The 16228-nt window shown below is 73.0% G+C and carries 20 protein-coding genes; 16 read left to right on the top strand and 4 right to left on the bottom strand.

The genetic code is table 11. The features are described 5' to 3' along the window. Positions 1–16 precede the first annotated feature (16 nt). The 4 genes from K1X13_RS02455 (at position 17) to K1X13_RS02440 (ending at position 2620) form a co-directional block, all read left to right on the top strand. Positions 17–349 carry a hypothetical protein gene (locus K1X13_RS02455; protein ID WP_221023450.1) on the top strand — a complete coding sequence of 111 codons (333 nt, stop codon included), beginning with the start codon at positions 17–19 and terminating at the stop codon, positions 347–349. A gap of 119 nt (positions 350–468) precedes the next feature. Further along, a complete protein-coding gene (priA, locus tag K1X13_RS02450; RefSeq protein ID WP_221023449.1) occupies positions 469–1212 on the top strand; it encodes a bifunctional 1-(5-phosphoribosyl)-5-((5-phosphoribosylamino)methylideneamino)imidazole-4-carboxamide isomerase/phosphoribosylanthranilate isomerase PriA in 744 nt (247 codons plus the stop codon). Continuing rightward, entirely contained in the window at positions 1209–1970 is a 762-nt protein-coding gene (hisF, locus tag K1X13_RS02445; RefSeq protein WP_221023448.1) for an imidazole glycerol phosphate synthase subunit HisF, read from the top strand. The genes priA and hisF overlap by 4 nt, the downstream gene beginning before the upstream one ends. Positions 1971–2071: 101 nt before the next feature. Next, positions 2072–2620 (top strand): potassium channel family protein, encoded by a 549-nt coding sequence (locus K1X13_RS02440; protein WP_221023447.1) that lies wholly within the window; start codon positions 2072–2074, stop codon positions 2618–2620. A 23-nt stretch (positions 2621–2643) separates the two neighbouring features. On the opposite strand, the gene K1X13_RS02435 is transcribed toward K1X13_RS02440, so the two are convergent. Further along, positions 2644–3273 (bottom strand): TIGR03085 family metal-binding protein, encoded by a 630-nt coding sequence (locus K1X13_RS02435; RefSeq protein WP_221023446.1) that lies wholly within the window; start codon positions 3271–3273, stop codon positions 2644–2646. 38 nt (positions 3274–3311) lie between these two features. On the opposite strand from K1X13_RS02435, the gene K1X13_RS02430 reads away from it, so the two are divergent. The 6 genes from K1X13_RS02430 (at position 3312) to K1X13_RS02405 (ending at position 8799) form a co-directional block, all read left to right on the top strand. Next, positions 3312–5129 carry an ABC transporter ATP-binding protein gene (locus K1X13_RS02430; protein ID WP_221023445.1) on the top strand — a complete coding sequence of 606 codons (1818 nt, stop codon included), beginning with the start codon at positions 3312–3314 and terminating at the stop codon, positions 5127–5129. After that, entirely contained in the window at positions 5126–6928 is a 1803-nt protein-coding gene (locus tag K1X13_RS02425) for an ABC transporter ATP-binding protein (protein WP_308249344.1), read from the top strand. The genes K1X13_RS02430 and K1X13_RS02425 overlap by 4 nt, the downstream gene beginning before the upstream one ends. A 134-nt stretch (positions 6929–7062) precedes the next feature. Further along, positions 7063–7437, top strand: coding sequence for a phosphoribosyl-AMP cyclohydrolase (hisI, locus tag K1X13_RS02420; RefSeq protein WP_221023444.1), 375 nt, complete (start codon positions 7063–7065; stop codon positions 7435–7437). Continuing rightward, entirely contained in the window at positions 7430–8053 is a 624-nt protein-coding gene (locus K1X13_RS02415) for a Trp biosynthesis-associated membrane protein (protein WP_221023443.1), read from the top strand. The genes hisI and K1X13_RS02415 overlap by 8 nt, the downstream gene beginning before the upstream one ends. A 97-nt stretch (positions 8054–8150) precedes the next feature. After that, positions 8151–8348, top strand: coding sequence for an HGxxPAAW family protein (locus K1X13_RS02410; protein WP_221023442.1), 198 nt, complete (start codon positions 8151–8153; stop codon positions 8346–8348). Positions 8349–8361: 13 nt separating this feature from the next. Beyond that, entirely contained in the window at positions 8362–8799 is a 438-nt protein-coding gene (locus tag K1X13_RS02405; RefSeq protein WP_221023441.1) for a DUF2752 domain-containing protein, read from the top strand. Positions 8800–8899: 100 nt separating this feature from the next. Here K1X13_RS02405 and K1X13_RS02400 read toward each other — a convergent pair whose 3' ends face one another. The 3 genes from K1X13_RS02400 to K1X13_RS02390 form a co-directional block, all read right to left on the bottom strand. Further along, positions 8900–9202, bottom strand: a complete 303-nt coding sequence (locus tag K1X13_RS02400; protein ID WP_221023440.1) for a DUF4190 domain-containing protein — start codon at positions 9200–9202, stop codon at positions 8900–8902. A gap of 74 nt (positions 9203–9276) precedes the next feature. Beyond that, entirely contained in the window at positions 9277–10287 is a 1011-nt protein-coding gene (locus K1X13_RS02395) for an IS481 family transposase (RefSeq protein ID WP_221023439.1), read from the bottom strand. A 122-nt stretch (positions 10288–10409) separates the two neighbouring features. Continuing rightward, on the bottom strand, positions 10410–10814 hold the full coding sequence (locus K1X13_RS02390; protein WP_221023438.1) for a DUF4190 domain-containing protein: 405 nt from the start codon (positions 10812–10814) through the stop codon (positions 10410–10412). Positions 10815–10941: 127 nt separating this feature from the next. On the opposite strand from K1X13_RS02390, the gene trpC reads away from it, so the two are divergent. From trpC to K1X13_RS02360, 6 genes are read left to right on the top strand one after another with little or no spacing between them, the layout of a single operon-like run. Next, positions 10942–11748 carry an indole-3-glycerol phosphate synthase TrpC gene (gene trpC, locus K1X13_RS02385; RefSeq protein WP_221023437.1) on the top strand — a complete coding sequence of 269 codons (807 nt, stop codon included), beginning with the start codon at positions 10942–10944 and terminating at the stop codon, positions 11746–11748. Beyond that, entirely contained in the window at positions 11745–12992 is a 1248-nt protein-coding gene (trpB, locus tag K1X13_RS02380; RefSeq protein ID WP_443678912.1) for a tryptophan synthase subunit beta, read from the top strand. Before trpC ends, trpB begins: the two co-directional genes overlap by 4 nt. Beyond that, complete coding sequence (trpA, locus tag K1X13_RS02375) at positions 12989–13783, top strand: tryptophan synthase subunit alpha (RefSeq protein ID WP_221023435.1); 795 nt, start codon at positions 12989–12991, stop codon at positions 13781–13783. The genes trpB and trpA overlap by 4 nt, the downstream gene beginning before the upstream one ends. After that, the gene (locus tag K1X13_RS02370; protein WP_308249343.1) at positions 13776–14477 is read left to right on the top strand and encodes an SCO family protein; all 702 of its coding nucleotides are present in this window, start codon (positions 13776–13778) and stop codon (positions 14475–14477) included. Before trpA ends, K1X13_RS02370 begins: the two co-directional genes overlap by 8 nt. Further along, the gene (lgt, locus tag K1X13_RS02365) at positions 14474–15358 is read left to right on the top strand and encodes a prolipoprotein diacylglyceryl transferase (RefSeq protein WP_221023434.1); all 885 of its coding nucleotides are present in this window, start codon (positions 14474–14476) and stop codon (positions 15356–15358) included. The genes K1X13_RS02370 and lgt overlap by 4 nt, the downstream gene beginning before the upstream one ends. A gap of 47 nt (positions 15359–15405) precedes the next feature. Next, on the top strand, positions 15406–16131 hold the full coding sequence (locus K1X13_RS02360; protein WP_221023433.1) for a VIT1/CCC1 transporter family protein: 726 nt from the start codon (positions 15406–15408) through the stop codon (positions 16129–16131). Positions 16132–16228 lie beyond the last annotated feature (97 nt).

Here is a 16228-nt window from a genome sequence, read left to right as displayed (position 1 = left end):
CGTCGGACGGGCGGCGATGAGCAAGGAGCGTGCCCGGCGCCGCGCGGAACGGGAGCGCGAGGCCGCGATCAGGGCGGCGGCACGGGCCTCGGAGGCCGAGCGTCGCGAGCGTCACGAGGCGAGGAAGAGGGCACTGCGGCGGATGACGCCGACCTGGACCCCGCGTGGGAAGCAGACCGGACCGCTGGCACGGCGGGCGCGGACCCGCACCTCGCTGCTGCTGGCGGCGCTGCTCGCGGTGAACGTGCTGGTGTGGGTGGTCCGTCCGGACTGGCCCGCGCGGCTGGCCGCGCTCGTGCTGACGCTGCTGGTCCTCCCGGTGCTGCTGGTCCTCGTGCGCCGGCGCTGACGCCCGGCCGGGGCGCGGACGCCCGCCCGGGCCCGACTCGCACCCGCGGTGTGACGGGCCCCTCTCCCCGGGTGGGACGGGGTCCGGGGTCGGTCCCACGTCCCCCTAAGGTTGGACCCATGAGTGCCTACCTGGAGCTGCTGCCCGCCGTCGACATCGCCGGAGGCCAGGCCGTCCAGCTGGTGCAGGGCGTGGCCGGCTCGGAGAAGCGCTTCGGCGACCCGGTCGAGGCCGCGCTGAACTGGCAGGCCCGCGGCGCCGAGTGGATCCATCTCGTCGACCTCGACGCCGCCTTCGGCCGGGGCGACAACCGGGAGCTGCTCGCGAAGATCGTCGGCACCCTCGACATCAAGGTCGAGATGAGCGGTGGGATCCGCGACGACGCCTCCCTCGACGCGGCGCTGGCCGCCGGCTGCCGCCGGGTCAACATGGGCACCGCCGCGCTCGAGCACCCCGAGTGGTGCGCGTCGGCGATCGCCCGGCACGGGGACCGGATCGCGGTCGGCCTCGACGTCCGCGGCCGCACCCTCGCCGCCCGGGGCTGGACCCGGGAGGGCGGCGACCTCTACGACGTGCTCGCGCGGCTCGACCGCGAGGGCTGCGCCCGCTACGTGGTGACCGACGTGAACAAGGACGGCATGCTCCAGGGCCCCAACCTCGAGCTGCTGCGCAACGTCTGCGCCGCCACCGACCGCCCGGTCGTCGCGTCCGGCGGGATCACCGAGCTCGCCGACCTCGAGGCGCTGACCGGGCTCGTCGAGGACGGCGTCGAGGGCGCGATCATCGGCACCGCGCTGTACGAGGGCCGGTTCACCCTCGAGGACGCGCTCGCGCTGACCCTGCCCGCGAAGCGCCGGCCATGAGCCTCGCCGTCCGGGTCATCCCCTGCCTCGACGTCGACGCGGGCCGCGTCGTCAAGGGCATCAACTTCCGCGAGCTCCGCGACGCCGGCGACCCGGTGGAGCTGGCCAAGGTGTACGACGCCGAGGGCGCCGACGAGCTCACCTTCCTCGACATCTCGGCCTCGCACGAGGGTCGCGCGACCACGATGGACATCGTCTCCCGCACCGCCGAGCAGGTCTTCATCCCGCTGACGGTCGGCGGCGGGGTGGGCAGCGTCGACGACGTCGACCGGCTGCTGCGCGCGGGGGCGGACAAGGTCGCGGTGAACACCGCCGCGATCCGCCGGCCCGAGCTGATCGCCGAGATCGCCGACCGGTTCGGCAACCAGGTGCTCGTGCTCTCCGTGGACGCCCGGCGCGCGGCCGGCACCGACTCCGGCTTCGAGGTCACCACCCACGGCGGCCGTCGCAGCGCCGGCCTCGACGCGCTGGAGTGGGCCGCGCGTGCGGCCGAGCTCGGCGCCGGGGAGATCCTGCTCAACGCGATGGACGCCGACGGCACCGAGAACGGGTTCGACCTCGACCTGATCCGGCTGGTCCGCCGCGAGGTGACCATCCCCGTGATCGCGAGCGGGGGAGCGGGCAAGGTGGAGCACTTCCCGCCGGCCGTGGACGCCGGCGCGGACGCCGTACTCGCCGCCACCGTCTTCCACTTCGGCACGCTGCGGATCGCCGACGTGAAGCGGTCCCTCGCCGACGCCGGCCATCCCGTGCGCTGACCGGACGGCTTCCGCGTTCGCGCGCTCTCGGCCGACCTGGGGTGCGACAGTGGTCCCATGAGTCCACGACCGCGCTCCGCGGCCCGGCTCGGGGGCGCCGGGTGACCGCGTCCCGGCCGCGTCGCACGCAGGGCACCCGGCTGCGCCGGCGGTGGGTCCGTCCGATGGTCAGCGTGTTCGCCGTCATCGCGACGTACTACGCCGTCCCGGTGGAGAAGGAGGGCGGCGACCTGCTCACCGGCGTGCTGTTCACCCTGGCCGGTGCGAGCGTCCTGGGCTGGGCGATCGCGGGCCAGGTCCGGCGGCACCTCGTGCAGGGCGAGGACGTCGGCTTCCCGGCGCTGGTCACCCTGCTGAGCGGCGTGGTCGCCGTGTTCGCCATGGGCTACTACAGCCTCGCGCTCTCCCGCCCCGGCCAGATGGTGGGGCTGGAGACGAAGACCGACTCGCTCTACTTCACGATGCAGATGCTGACCACGATCGGCCTCGGCGACGTGCACGCGGCCGGCCAGGTAGCGCGGGTCCTGGCCCTGGTGCAGATGGTCTTCGACCTGGTGTTCGTGGCGGCCGCGGGCTCGCTGCTCGCCGGGAGCATGCGGGAGCGCATGCGGAAGCAGGGCGATGCCGGGCCGGGCCCCGCGCCCCGGTGACCCGCGGCGCGCGAGGGGGCTGGTCAGACGCCGAGGTCGGTACCGGTGAGCGCGGCCACGTCCGCGTCGGACCCGTCGAGCTCCACCCGGGCCTGCCCCATGCGGCCGTAGACGAACAGGGTCAGCTCGCTCGGCAGACCGCGTACGACGACCGTGGCCGGTGCGTCCTTGAGGACCGCCCGCTCGCCGGTGTCGCTGCGCTCGAGGACCACGCCGACCGGCGCGCCGCGGGTGAGCCCCCGGCCGAGCACCCGGATCAGCGACCACAGCCGCGACTCCTCCGCCGCGCTCAGCCGGCGCGGCGTCCAGCCGGCTACGGCGCGGCGCACGTCCTCGTGGTGGACGAAGAACTCGACCGTGTTGAGCCGGTCCTCGATCTTCGCCAGGCCGGGCAGGGCCGGTGGGCCGCTGCGCAGCCGCTCGACGAGCACCGCGAAGTCGGTGCCCCGCTTCATCCGCTCCATCGCGCGCTCCGTCACCCCGGCCAGCTGCGGGACCACGATCCCCGCCGCGAGCGGGCTCCGCTCCCGGAGCAGCAGGTGCACCACCAGGTCCTTCACCGTCCAGCCGCCGCACAGCGTGGGCTGGTCCTCGCCGACCTGGAGCGCCAGGTCGCACAGGGCGGCGCGCTCGGTCCTCGACATCCGCGTCATGCCCTGATCGTAGGGTTGGCCCAAAGGAAGGGAGCCTGGTGAGTACCAGCCACACCAGCCGGCGGCGCGTCGCGTCGGCCAGCACGATCCGTGACGGGTTCGCCGTCCTCGGCGTCGCCATCAGGCGCGAGCCCTGGATCTTCACCCTCTCCACCCTGGGCAGCCTGCTGTTCGGCGCGCTCACGGTCGCCGACGCGTGGGTGCTCGGCTGGGCGACCGACAACGTGGTGCTGCCTGCGTTCGAGACCGGCACCACCAGCACCAAGGGCCTGATCGCGATCCTCGCGCTCTTCGTCGGGGTCGCGATCCTCCGCGCGGTCGGCATCGTCGCCCGCCGGCTCGGCGCGGGCGTGATGCAGTACCGGATGCAGGCCCACTACCGGCGCGCGGTCACCCGGCAGTACCTCCGGCTCCCGATGTCCTGGCACCAGCAGCACCCCACGGGGCAGCTGCTCTCCAACGCCAACGCCGACGTCGAGGCCGCCTGGGCGCCGATCGCGCCGCTGCCGATGGCGGTCGGCACGGTCGCGATGATGGTGATCGCCGTGGCGCAGATGCTCCTCGCCGACCTGGTGATGGCGCTGGTCGGGCTGCTGGTCTTCCCGCTCGTGATCGTGGCCAACATCGCCTTCCAGCGGCTCCAGTCGCCGCTGATGACCCGTGCCCAGGCGCTGCGCGCCGAGGTCAGCGAGGTGGCGCACGAGTCCTTCGACGGTGCCCTGGTCGTGAAGACCCTCGGCCGCGAGCAGGAGGAGACCGCCCGGTTCGCCGAGCGGGCCCACCAGCTGCGCGACGTCGCGGTCCGCGCCGGACGGGTGCGGGCGGCGTTCGACCCGGCGCTCGAGGCGCTGCCGAACCTCGGCGTGCTCGCCGTGCTCAGCGTCGGCGTGTGGCGGGTGCTGAACGGCCAGACCGATGCCGGCGACGTGGTCACGGTGGCCTACCTGCTGACCATCGTGGCCTTCCCGATCCGCTCCCTCGGCTGGCTGCTCGGGGAGTTCCCGCGCAGCGTGGTCGGCTTCGAGCGGGTCGGCGCCGTGCTCGCGGCGACCGGGGAGATGCAGTACGGCGGCCGGGAGATCCCGGCGGCGCACGACGGCGCGCGGCTCGACGTACGCCACCTCGCCTACCGGTACGACGCCGACCAGAGCCTGCTCGAGGACCTGACGTTCACCGTCGAGCCGGGCCGCACGGTCGCCGTGGTCGGCGCCACCGCCTCGGGAAAGAGCACGCTGACCTCGCTGCTGGTGCGGCTCGTCGACCCGGTCGACGGCGCGGTGCTGGTCGACGGCACCGACCTGCGCGACCTGCGGGCCGGCGCGCTCGCCGAGCACGTCGCGCTGGTCCCGCAGCACACGTTCCTCTTCGACGACACCGTCCGCGGCAACGTCACCCTCGGCGCCGACGTCGACGACGAGCAGGTCTGGGAGGCGCTGCGGACCGCGCAGGCCGACGGGTTCGTCGCCGGCCTGCCGCACGGCCTCGACAGCCGGCTGGGGGAGCGCGGCACCACCCTGTCCGGCGGCCAGCGGCAGCGGCTGTCGCTGGCCCGGGCGCTGGTACGCCGGCCCCGGCTGCTGGTGATGGACGACGCCACCTCGGCGGTCGACCCGGAGGTCGAGGCGCGGATCCTCGCGGCCCTCCGCGGCTTCGGCAGCACGATCCTGGTGGTCGCCTACCGGAAGGCCACGATCGGGCTGGCCGACGAGGTCGTCTACCTCACCGACGGGCACGTGTCCGACCAGGGCACGCACACCGAGCTGCTGGCGCGCAGCGCGGGGTACGCCGACCTGGTCAACGCCTACGAGCAGGACCGCGCAGAAGCGGGCGACGACGAAGGGGCGGTGACCCGGTGAGCGCCACCACCACGAGCAGCACGTCGATGAGCACGGGGGAGTCGATCTCCGCGTGGCGCACGATCGCCCGTGGCGTGGACTTCTCGCCCGAGCTCAAGGAGGGGATCTGGCTCACCGGGTTCTTCGCGGTGCTGGCCACCCTCGGCCGGGTGGTCGTCCCGATCGCGGTGCAGCAGACCCTCGACCGCGGCCTCAACGGCCCCGGTGGGCCGGACACCGCGTTCATGACGAAGATGGCCGTCCTGGCCGGGGTCGCGATCGTGGTGACCAGCGGGGCGTCGTACCTGATGACCTCGCGGCTGTTCGCCACCGCCGAGCGGGGGCTCGCCACGCTGCGGATCAAGGCGTTCCGGCACGTGCACGACCTGCCGCTGCTCACCCAGAACACCGAGCGCCGCGGCGCCCTGGTCGCCCGGGTCACCAGCGACGTGGACCAGGTCTCGCAGTTCCTGGTCTTCGGCGGCATGATCGCGGTGGTCAGCGTCGGGCAGATCATCGTCGCGACCCTGATCATGGCCTACTACAGCTGGCAGCTGACCCTGGTGGTCTGGCTCTGCTTCGCTCCGCTGTTCCTGTCGCTGCGGTACTTCCAGCGCAAGCTCTCCGAGGCGTACGGCGTGGTGCGGAGCCAGGTCGGCGTGATGCTCTCGGCGATCTCCGAGCCCGTGGTGGGCGCGGCCGTCGTCCGCTCGTACGCCATCGAGAATCGCACCCAGGACCGGATCGACACCGCCGTCGACCGGCACCGGGCCGCCTCGACCCGGGCGCAGGGGCTGACCGCGTTCTCGTTCTCGCTCGGTGGTGTCTCGGCCGGGCTCGCCAACGCCGGCGTGCTGATCGTCGGGATCTGGCTCGGCCTCGCCGGGGAGATCACCGCGGGCAAGGTGCTCGCGTTCGCGTTCCTGGTCACGCTGTTCGTGGGGCCGGTCCAGATGGGCACCCAGGTGCTCACCGACGCCCAGAACGCGATCGCCGGCTGGCGCCGCGTGATCGGGATCCTGGAGACCCCGGCCGACGTGGTCGACCCCGGCGACGGCGGCACGGCGTTGCCGCAGCGCCCGGTCTCGATCGAGTTCGACGACGTGGAGTTCGCCTACCCCGGGGGGCGGCCGGTGCTGCACGACGTGTCCCTGCGGATCGAGCCCGGCCGCCGGGTCGCGGTGGTCGGGGAGACCGGCTCGGGCAAAACCACCCTGGCGAAGCTGCTGACCCGGCTGATGGACCCCAGCTCGGGGGCGGTGCGCCTCGACGGGGTGGACCTGCGCGAGGTGCCGTTCACCTCGCTGCGCGAGCGGGTGGTGATGGTGCCGCAGGAGGGCTTCCTGTTCGACGACACGCTGGCCGCCAACGCGCGGTACGGCCGGCTCGGCGCGACCGACGAGGAGATCCGCGAGGCGATCCGCGAGCTCGGCCTGTCCGACTGGCTGGCCACGCTCCCGCGGGGGCTGGAGACCCGGGTGGGACAGCGCGGGGAGTCGCTCTCGGCCGGCGAGCGGCAGCTCGTCGCGCTGGTGCGCGCCCACCTCGCCGACCCGGACCTGCTGGTGCTCGACGAGGCGACCAGCGCGGTCGACCCGCAGCTCGAGATGCGGATCGGCCAGGCGCTGGAGCGCCTGATGAGCGGCCGCACCTCGGTCACCATCGCCCACCGGCTCTCCACCGCAGAGAACGCCGACGAGGTGGTCGTCGTGGACGCGGGGCGGATCGTCCAGCGCGGCTCGCACGACCGGCTCGTGGCGGAGGGCGGGGTCTACGGACGCCTCCACGCCTCCTGGGTCGCCCAGCACACCCCCCGTTGAGGCGTCACTCGTGCGGTGTTGAGGCGTCAGTCGTGAGGTGTTGAGGCGTCAGTCGTGAAGTGTTGAGAGGTCACTCGTGCGGCCGGACGGACGCCGTACGACGGCCCTCGGAGGCCGCGCGCGATAATCGAGGCGTGACAACCTCCGACGCCACCGCTCCGTCCGCCCTCGACCCCGACATCGCCGCCCGGCTCAAGCGTGACGCGCACGGCCTGGTTGCCGCCGTCGTCCAGCAGCACGACACCGGCGAGGTGCTCATGGTCGGCTGGATGGACGACGAGGCGCTGCACCGCACGCTCACCACGGGGCGGTCGACGTTCTGGAGCCGTTCGCGGCAGGAGTACTGGGTGAAGGGCGAGACCTCCGGCCACAAGCAGTGGGTCAAGGAGGTGCGCCTCGACTGCGACGGCGACACGCTCCTGGTGAGGGTCGACCAGGTCGGCGCCGCCTGCCACACCGGGAGTCGTACCTGTTTCGACAACGACCTGGTGACGACCGCCGATGCCTGAGCCGTCCACGCCCTCGCCGGCGCCCGAGCCCGGGACGCCTGAGGAGACCAAGGCGCCGCGCCGGGACCGGTCCTACGGACCCGCCGTCCTCCTCGGCCTCGCCGGGGCGGGGCTCGCCGCCGTGGCGGGCAGCCGAGACTGGGCCACCTCGCGCGGCGACGCCGCCGGGATCCGGGTCGAGGCCTCGGTCAGCGGCTCGGAGTCGCAACCGCTCGTCGCCGCCCTCGCGCTGGTCGCGCTGGCGTCCTGGGGGGTGCTGCTGGTCGCGCGCGGGTGGGTCCGCAGGGTGCTCGCGGTGGTCGGCCTGCTCGCCTCGGCCGGTGCGCTGGTCGCGGTGGTCCTCGGCTTCTCGGCGGCACAGGACGACGCCGTGGCCGCGGCGATGGCGCAGGGCGCGACTGGGGACACCTTCGTCACGAACCTCTCGGCCTGGTACTACCTGGCAGGGGTGGGCGTGCTGCTCTCGGCGGCCGCGTTCGGTGTGGCCGCCGTTCGCTCGCCCCGGTGGCCGGCGATGGGCAGCAAGTACGACGCCCCCGCCGCCCGGGCCGAGCGTCCGCCCGCCGACGAGGACATGTGGCGGGCGCTCGACGAAGGACGCGACCCGACCTCCTAGAATGGGCGGACCAACCGCGTCCAGGGCGGCTGCTCACGGTGCCCGCACCGGGAGAGGCCCCCGGCCCGCCTCACCCAGCGTCAAGGAGAACCACGGCATGGCTCACCACGGCAACACCCCCGCAGCGTGGACCGGCGTCACGATCATCCTGATCGGTTTCGTCGTCGGCGGCATCGGCCTCGTGGTCGCCAACATGCTGCTCTTCTGGGTGGGCGTCGCCCTGCTCCCCGTCGGCGCGATCGTCGGCAAGGTCATGCAGCTGCTGGGCCTCGGCGCGGAGACCGCCGGTCACTGACCGGCGCACGGTCATGGCCACCGCGCTCGACACCGGTGCGACGCCGTCGACCCGCGCGCAGCGGGTGGCGGCGCCGACCCTGGTCGCCGGCGCGGTGCTCGGCGCCAGCGTGCTGCTGCACCTGCGCGACCCGCACGAGAGCGGCAGCTACCTGTACTGCCCGTGGCTGCTGCTCACCGGCACCTACTGTCCCGGCTGCGGCGGCCTGCGCGCCGTCAACGACCTGACCCGCGGCGACCTCGCGGCGGCCGCGTCGAGCAACCTGCTGTTCGTCGGTGCCATCCCGCTGATGGTGTTCTTCTGGACGCGCTGGTTCTCCGACCGCTGGCGGGGCGTACGACGAACCGTCAGCCCGCGTCGCGGGCTCGCCGGAGCGCTCCTGCTCGCGGTGGTCTCGCTCGCGTTCTGGGTGGTGCGCAACCTGCCGGCGTTCGAGTGGCTCGCGCCCTGACGCCGTACCGCCCGGGGAGCCCCGCGCGGCCGCACGACTGACGCCTCAACACCGCACGACTGACGCCTCAACGCCGAACGAGTGACCTCTCAACGCGAGGTCAGGAGCCCAGGGACCCGGTGGTCAGGGCGTAGACCAGCACGAGGGCGCTGAACACGATCGAGATCCAGCCCAGGATCACCCCGGCCTGCGCCATCCCGGCGCCGGACTGGGCGCCCCCGGACATCGCGATCTCCTTCTTGGCGCCGTTGCCCAGGATCAGCGCGGGGATGCCGGTGACCAGCCCGCAGAACACCAGCGCGAGGATCCCCAGGATCATCGACCACAGCGCCTTCTTGTTCGTCTGCGGTGTCGCGTAGCCGCCTGCTCCGGGCGGGGGCGGCGGCGGGGGCGTGTAGCTCATGGCGTCTCCTGGGTCCGTGGTGCGGAAGGTGGACGCTACCGGCTCCGCGACCCGGGGGCGAGCACATCGGCCCGCTAGATGTGATGTCCAGCCAGGTTGTCCAACCTGGTGATGGGTGACCGTTTCCCGATGGCCGAGTGGGGCCGGTGGTGGTTGTAGTCGTGGACCCATGCTGGCAGGGCGGCGAGTCGGGCGGACTCGGAGCTGTAGAACTTCTTGAAGGCCCAGCCCTCGACCAGGGTGCGGTGGAACCGTTCGATCTTGCCGTTGGTCTGGGGCCGGTAGGGCCGGGTCCGCTTCGGGGTGACCCCGAGCTCTGCACAGGTGTCGCGCCACAGGAACGACCGGTACGCCCCGCCGTTGTCGGACAGCACCCGTTGCACGTTCACGCCGCGTTCGGCGAACCAGGCCACCGCGTTGCGCAGCACTGCTGCGGCGGTCTCCTTGGTCTCGTCGTCATGGGCCTCGACGTAAGCCACCCGCGAGTGGTCGTCGATGACGGTGTGCAGGTAGCAGGTCCCGACCAGCGGTTGGTGGTACCTGCTCTTGGGCGCACCGGTGCGGGCCGCGGTCGCGGCCCGGTTCTTGTCGCCTTGCTGGCGGCCGACGTAACGCCAGCCGCCGCCGTCGGGGACCCGGCCGAGCTTCTTGACGTCGACGTGGATCAGATCGCCGGGTCGCTGGTGTTCGTAGCGGCGGATCGGCTCACCGGTGGCCCGGTCCACATGCGCGAGCCGGTTGAGCCGGCACCGGACCAGGACGGCGTGGACGGTCGAGGCCTGCATCCCGAGCCGGTCGGCGATCTGGACCGGCCCCAGGCGGTGCTTCCAGCGCAGGTGCACGATCTTGCGGACCATCGGCGCCGAGGTCCGGTTCGGCTGATGGCGGGGCGCCGAGGACCGGTCGAGCATTCCCGCAGGCCCCTCCTCGCGATAGCGGGCCGCCCACTTCGCCGCGGTCTTCCATGACACGTCGTAGCGTTCGGCGGCCCGAGCCGGGGCCCAGCCGTCATCGACGATCAGGCGCGCCAGCCGCAGTCGGGCACGTGGCGTGAGAGCGGCGTTGGAGTGGGTAGCGTGGGACACGAAGACCTCCTGGTGGGAGCGGTTCCTTAGACAGCTCCACTCCACATCGGGAGGTCTTCACCCATCTACGACATCAGATCGTGTCGTCACAGGTTCTCGACCAACGTGGCTGGACATCACAGCTAGAGCGCCGTGCCGGTTCCCGGCCCGGGGCCCGTCTCTCCCATCCCGGTGGAGAGCGCGATCGCGACCGCGACCAGCACGACCAGCCCCAGCACGATCGCCACCGCGCCGGTGATGATGCCGGCCAGGGCGAGCCCGTCGCCCGACTGGGTGCCCCCGGAGCGGCGGATCTCGGCCCGTGCCTTCACCCCGAGAACCACTGCGACGATCCCGACGAGGCCGAGCCCGCAGCACCAGGAGAGCACCAGCGACGCGATCCCGGTGACCAGCGAGGCGACCGCCTTGCCGTTGTTCTGCACGTACCCGCCCGGCCGGTAGCCGTAGGGCGGGGGAGGGTAGCCGGAGGGGCCGGGGCCCGGGGGCTGCTGGCCGCTGCCGTACGGCGCACCGGGCGGCTCGCTCATCCTCGGTTCCTCCTCGTCGAGCGGGGTGGCGGGCACGCGTTCCGCATCCGGACCTCTGTGCGGGCGTGCCCCCTGTGTCGTGAGAGTCTAGAGACCCAGCCGACCCAGACAATGGTGCGAGGTCCTCATGTCCGTTCTCGACGAGATCATCGACGGCGTCCGCGTCGATCTCGCCGAACGCGAGGCGCTCACGCCGCTCGACGAGGTCAAGGCCGCCGCGCACCGCGCCCCCGACGCGGTGGACCCGATGCCGCGCTTCCGCGCCGCCGGCGTCAGCGTGATCGCCGAGGTCAAGCGGTCCAGCCCGAGCAAGGGCGCCCTGGCCACGATCACCGACCCCGCGTCCCTCGCCGCCGACTACGAGGCCGGGGGTGCCTGCACGATCAGCGTGCTCACCGAGCGGCGCCGCTTCGGCGGCAGCCTCGACGACCTGCGCGCGGTCCGCAAGGCGGTCTCGATCCCGGTCCTGCGCAAGGACTTCATCGTCACCTCCTACCAGCTGTGGGAGGCCCGCGCGGCCGGCGCCGACCTCGCGCTGCTGATCGTGGCCGCCCTGGACCAGAACCGGCTCGAGGGCCTCATCGAGCGCGCCCACTCCATCGGGCTCACCCCGCTGGTCGAGGTGCACGATGAGGAGGAGGTCGACCGGGCCTTGGACGCGGGCGCGACACTGGTCGGCGTGAACGCCCGCAACCTCAAGACCCTCGACGTCGACCGCGACACCTTCTCGCGGTTGGCGCCCCGCATCCCCGACGACGTGGTGCGGGTGGCCGAGTCCGGTGTCCGCGGCCCGCACGACGTGTTCGAGTACGCCAAGCAGGGCGCGAACGTCGTACTGGTGGGCGAGACGCTGGTCCGAGGACGGGACCCGCGCGCCGCCGTCGCCGACCTGGTGGCGGCCGGGGCGCACCCGGCAGTGAAACGACGCGACTGAAAGCCACCCACATGTCTGTACTCCCTGACGAGACCGGCCACTTCGGACGGTTCGGCGGCCGCTTCATGCCCGAGGCGCTGATCGCCGCGCACGACGAGCTCACCCAGGCGTGGACGGAGGCGATGGCCGACCCCGCGTTCACCGGCGAGTTCGAGCGGATGCTGCGGGAGTACGCCGGCACCCCGAGCCTGCTGTACGACGCCACGAAGCTGTCGGAGCTCGCGGGCGCGCGGATCATGCTCAAGCGCGAGGACCTCAACCACACCGGCGCGCACAAGATCCGCAACGTCCTCGGCCAGGCGCTGCTCACCAAGCGGATGGGCAAGTCCCGGGTGATCGCGGAGACCGGGGCCGGCCAGCACGGCGTCGCGACCGCGACCGCCTGCGCCTACCTCGGCCTGGACTGCGTGATCTACATGGGCGAGGTCGACACCCAGCGGCAGGCGCTCAACGTCGCCCGGATGCACCTTCTCGGCGCCGAGGTGGTCGCGGTGAAGTCCGGCTCCCGGACGCTGAAGGACGCGATCAACGAGGCGCTGCGCGACTGGGTGGCCAGCGTGGACGACACCCACTACATGCTCGGCACGGCCGCCGGGTCGCACCCGTTCCCGGCGATGGTGCGCGACTTCTGCCGCGGCATCGGCGACGAGGCCCGTGCGCAGTGCCTGGAGCAGACCGGCGCCCTGCCCGACGCGGTCGCGGCCTGCGTCGGCGGCGGCTCCAACGCGATCGGCATGTTCGCGGCGTTCGTCGACGACCCGTCGGTCAGGCTCTACGGCTTCGAGGCCGGCGGCGACGGCGTCGACACCGCCCGGCACGCCGCCACCATCTACGCCCACGAGGTCGGCGTGCTGCACGGCGCCCGCACCTACGTGCTGCAGAACGAGGACGGCCAGACGATCGAGTCGCACTCGATCTCCGCGGGCCTGGACTACCCGGGCGTCGGGCCGGAGCACGCCTACCTCGCCGAGACCGGTCGTGCGGAGTACCGCCCGGTCACCGACGCCGAGGCGATGGACGCGCTCGCGCTGCTGTCGCGGACCGAGGGGATCATCCCCGCGATCGAGTCCGCGCACGCGGTCTCCGGCGCGCTGACGCTGGCCAAGGAGGCGCCGGGGTCGACGATCCTGGTCAACCTCTCCGGCCGCGGCGACAAGGACATGACCACCGCCATCGAGTGGTTCGGTCTCGGCGGGACCGGGATCCAGAGGGCCGACGAGAGCACCGGGGAGCCGCAGGCATGAGCGTCCGTACCGCCTTCGATACCGCCAGGGCCGACGGCCGCGCCGCGCTGGTCGGCTACCTGCCCGCCGGGTTCCCCGACGTGGCCGGGTCGGTCGACGCGATGCGCGCCATGGTCGACGGCGGCTGTGACGTGATCGAGGTCGGCCTGCCCTACAGCGATCCGGTGATGGACGGTCCCACGATCCAGGCCGCCGCGCAGCAGGCGCTCGAGGGCGGCGTGCGCACCACCGACGTGCTCCGCACCGTGGAGGCGGTCGCGGAGACCGGCGCGAAGGTGGTCGTGATGACCTACTGGAACCCGGTCGAGCGGTACGGCGTCGAGCGGTTCGCCGCCGAGCTGGCCTCCGCCGGCGGCTCGGGACTCATCACCCCGGATCTCGTCCCCGACGAGGCCGCCGAGTGGGTCGCGGCGGCCGACGCCCACGACCTCGACAAGATCTTCCTGATCGCGCCGTCCTCCACCGACCGCCGGCTGGCGATGACCGTGGAGGCCTGCCGCGGCTTCGTCTACGCGACCGCCGTGATGGGCGTGACCGGGGCCCGGGAGAGCACCAGCGACCTGGCCGGCCCGCTGGTGAAGCGGGCCCGGGAGCTCACCGACCTGCCGATCGCCGTCGGGCTCGGCGTCTCGAACGGCGACCAGGCCGCCGAGGTCGCCGGGTACGCCGACGGCGTGATCGTGGGCTCCGCGTTCGTCCGCCGGCTGCTCGAGGCCCCGGACACCGCCTCGGGCATCGTCGCGGTGCGCGCGCTCGCGGAGGACCTCGCGACAGGGGTCCGGCGTGGGTAGAGCCCGCCGGAACCGCCCCGCGCCGCTCCGTGCGGCGGCCGCCCTCACCGCCGTACTCGCCCTTGCGGGCTGCGCCGGGCAGGAGACGCCCTCGGGCACGGTCAGCGGCTTCACCGAGGCCAACCCCGACGGCATGCACGGCGCCGTCCTCACCGAGCAGTACAAGATGCCGGACGTCACGCTCACCGCCACCGACGGGCAGCCGTACTCCCTGACCGAGGACACCACGAAGCCGGTGACGCTGGTCTTCTTCGGCTACACGCACTGCCCCGACATCTGCCAGATCGTGATGGCCGACATCACCTCCGCGCTCAGCCGGCTCGACGAGCGGGACCGGGCCGACGTCGGGATGCTGTTCGTCACCAGCGACCCCGCCCGGGACGACCCGGAGACCCTGCGCGCCTACCTCGACCGGTTCGACCCTGGGTTCGAGGGCGTCACCGGTGACCTGGAGACGATCGTCGACGTCGGCCACGAGCTCGGCGTCCCCGTCGAGAAGGGCGCCCGGCTGCCCTCGGGCGGCCACGAGGTCGCGCACGGCACGCAGATCGTGGCGGTCGACGACCGCGACCGCGCGCCGGTGGTGTGGACCGAGGGCACGCCCGCCGGCGACCTCGCCGAGGACCTGACCCGGCTGCTCGACGGGGCCCTGGACGGCCCGATCCCCGGTCCCACCGACAGGAGCTCCTCGTGATCCTCGCCTCGATCCCCAGCCCCGACCAGGGGGTCTGGTACCTCGGGCCGTTCCCGCTGCGGGCCTACGCGCTGTGCATCATCGCCGGCGTCGTGGTCGCGGTGTGGCTGGGGGAGCGGCGGTGGGTGGCCCGCGGCGGCCGGCCCGGCCAGGTCGGGGACATCGCGATCTGGGCGGTCCCGTTCGGGCTCGTCGGCGGCCGGCTCTACCACGTGGCCACCGACTACCAGCTCTACTTCGGCGAGGGCCGCGACCCGGTCACCGCACTGTACGTGTGGCAGGGCGGGCTCGGCATCTGGGGCGCGATCGCGCTCGGAGCGGTCGGCGCCGCCATCGGGGCCCGCAGGGCGGGGGCCAAGTTCCTGCCGCTCGCCGACGCGCTCGCACCCGGCATCGTGATCGCCCAGGCGATCGGCCGCTGGGGCAACTGGTTCAACCAGGAGCTGTTCGGCCGGCCGACCACGCTGCCGTGGGGGCTGGAGATCGACGCCGTGCACCGGCCGGTGGGCTACGAGCAGTTCGCGACGTTCCACCCGACGTACCTGTACGAGTTCCTCTGGAACCTGGCGGTGGCCGCGCTGGTGATCTGGGCGGACCGACGGCTCCGGCTCGGGTACGGCCGCGTCTTCGCGCTCTACATCATGGGCTACACGCTCGGCCGCGCCTGGATCGAGTACCTCCGCATCGACAGCGTTCAGATGGACGACGTCTTCGGCCTGCGGCTCAACGTGTGGACCTCGATCGTCGTGTTCGTGGCGGCGCTGGTGTTCTTCCTCCTGTCCGCGCGGCGCCACCCCGGCCGCGAGGACCAGGTGCTCCGGGACGACTTCCTCGCCCGGGAGGAAGCCGCCGAGGAAGCCCTGCGCACCGAGGAAAGGTGAGGCTTTCCTTCGGTGAAATCGTCGGCGGGCCAGGATATTTTCGAGTCATGAACCCCCACGATCCGCACCTTCCCGCCATCGACCACGAGCACCCCGACGTCACCGGCGGGTGGCTGCGTCCGGCGGTCTTCGGCGCCAGCGACGGCCTGGTCTCCAACGTCGCGCTGATCGCCGGCGTCGCGGGCGGCACCCAGGGGGCCGACACGTCCACGGCGGTGGTCCTGGCCGGCCTGGCGGGCCTGGCCGCGGGCGCGTTCTCGATGGCGGTGGGGGAGTACACCTCGGTCGCCAGCCAGTCCGAGGCCGCCGCCCACGAGATCGAGAAGGAGCGGCTCGAGATCCTCGCCAACCCGGCGGGGGAGACCCACGAGCTCGCCAAGATGTACGTCGCCAAGGGCGTCGAGACCGACCTGGCCCACGAGGTGGCCCGCCAGATCCACCGTGACGTCGACAAGGCCGTGATCGTCCACGCCCGCGAGGAGCTCGGCGTCGACCCGCACGACCTGGCCTCGCCGACGCTTGCGGCGGTGTCGTCGTTCCTCGCCTTCGCGATCGGCGCTCTCGTGCCGCTGCTGCCGTACCTCCTCGGCGCCGACAGCCTGCTCCCGGGCCTGCTGATCACGCTGCTGGCGCTGTTCGGCTGCGGTGCCGTGGTGACCTCGGTGACCACCCGGCCCTGGGCGTACGGCGGCGCCCGGCAGGTGCTGCTCGGGGCCGCCGCGGCGGGCCTGACCTACGCGATCGGCTCGGTCGTCGGGGCCAACCTGGGCTAGCCCGCCGGCGGCCCGCGGGCTCCCCGCCGGCTTCCCGCGTGCCGCTCACCGACGTCCCAGCATGTGATCCGGGCGTCTCGCTGGGTGAGCTTCGCCC

The organism is Nocardioides jiangsuensis (genome assembly GCF_019679455.1).
Lineage (GTDB): Bacteria > Actinomycetota > Actinomycetes > Propionibacteriales > Nocardioidaceae > Nocardioides_C > Nocardioides_C jiangsuensis.
The sequence above is the reverse complement of the archived record's forward strand: the minus strand, read 5'-3'. Positions and strand labels throughout refer to the sequence as shown.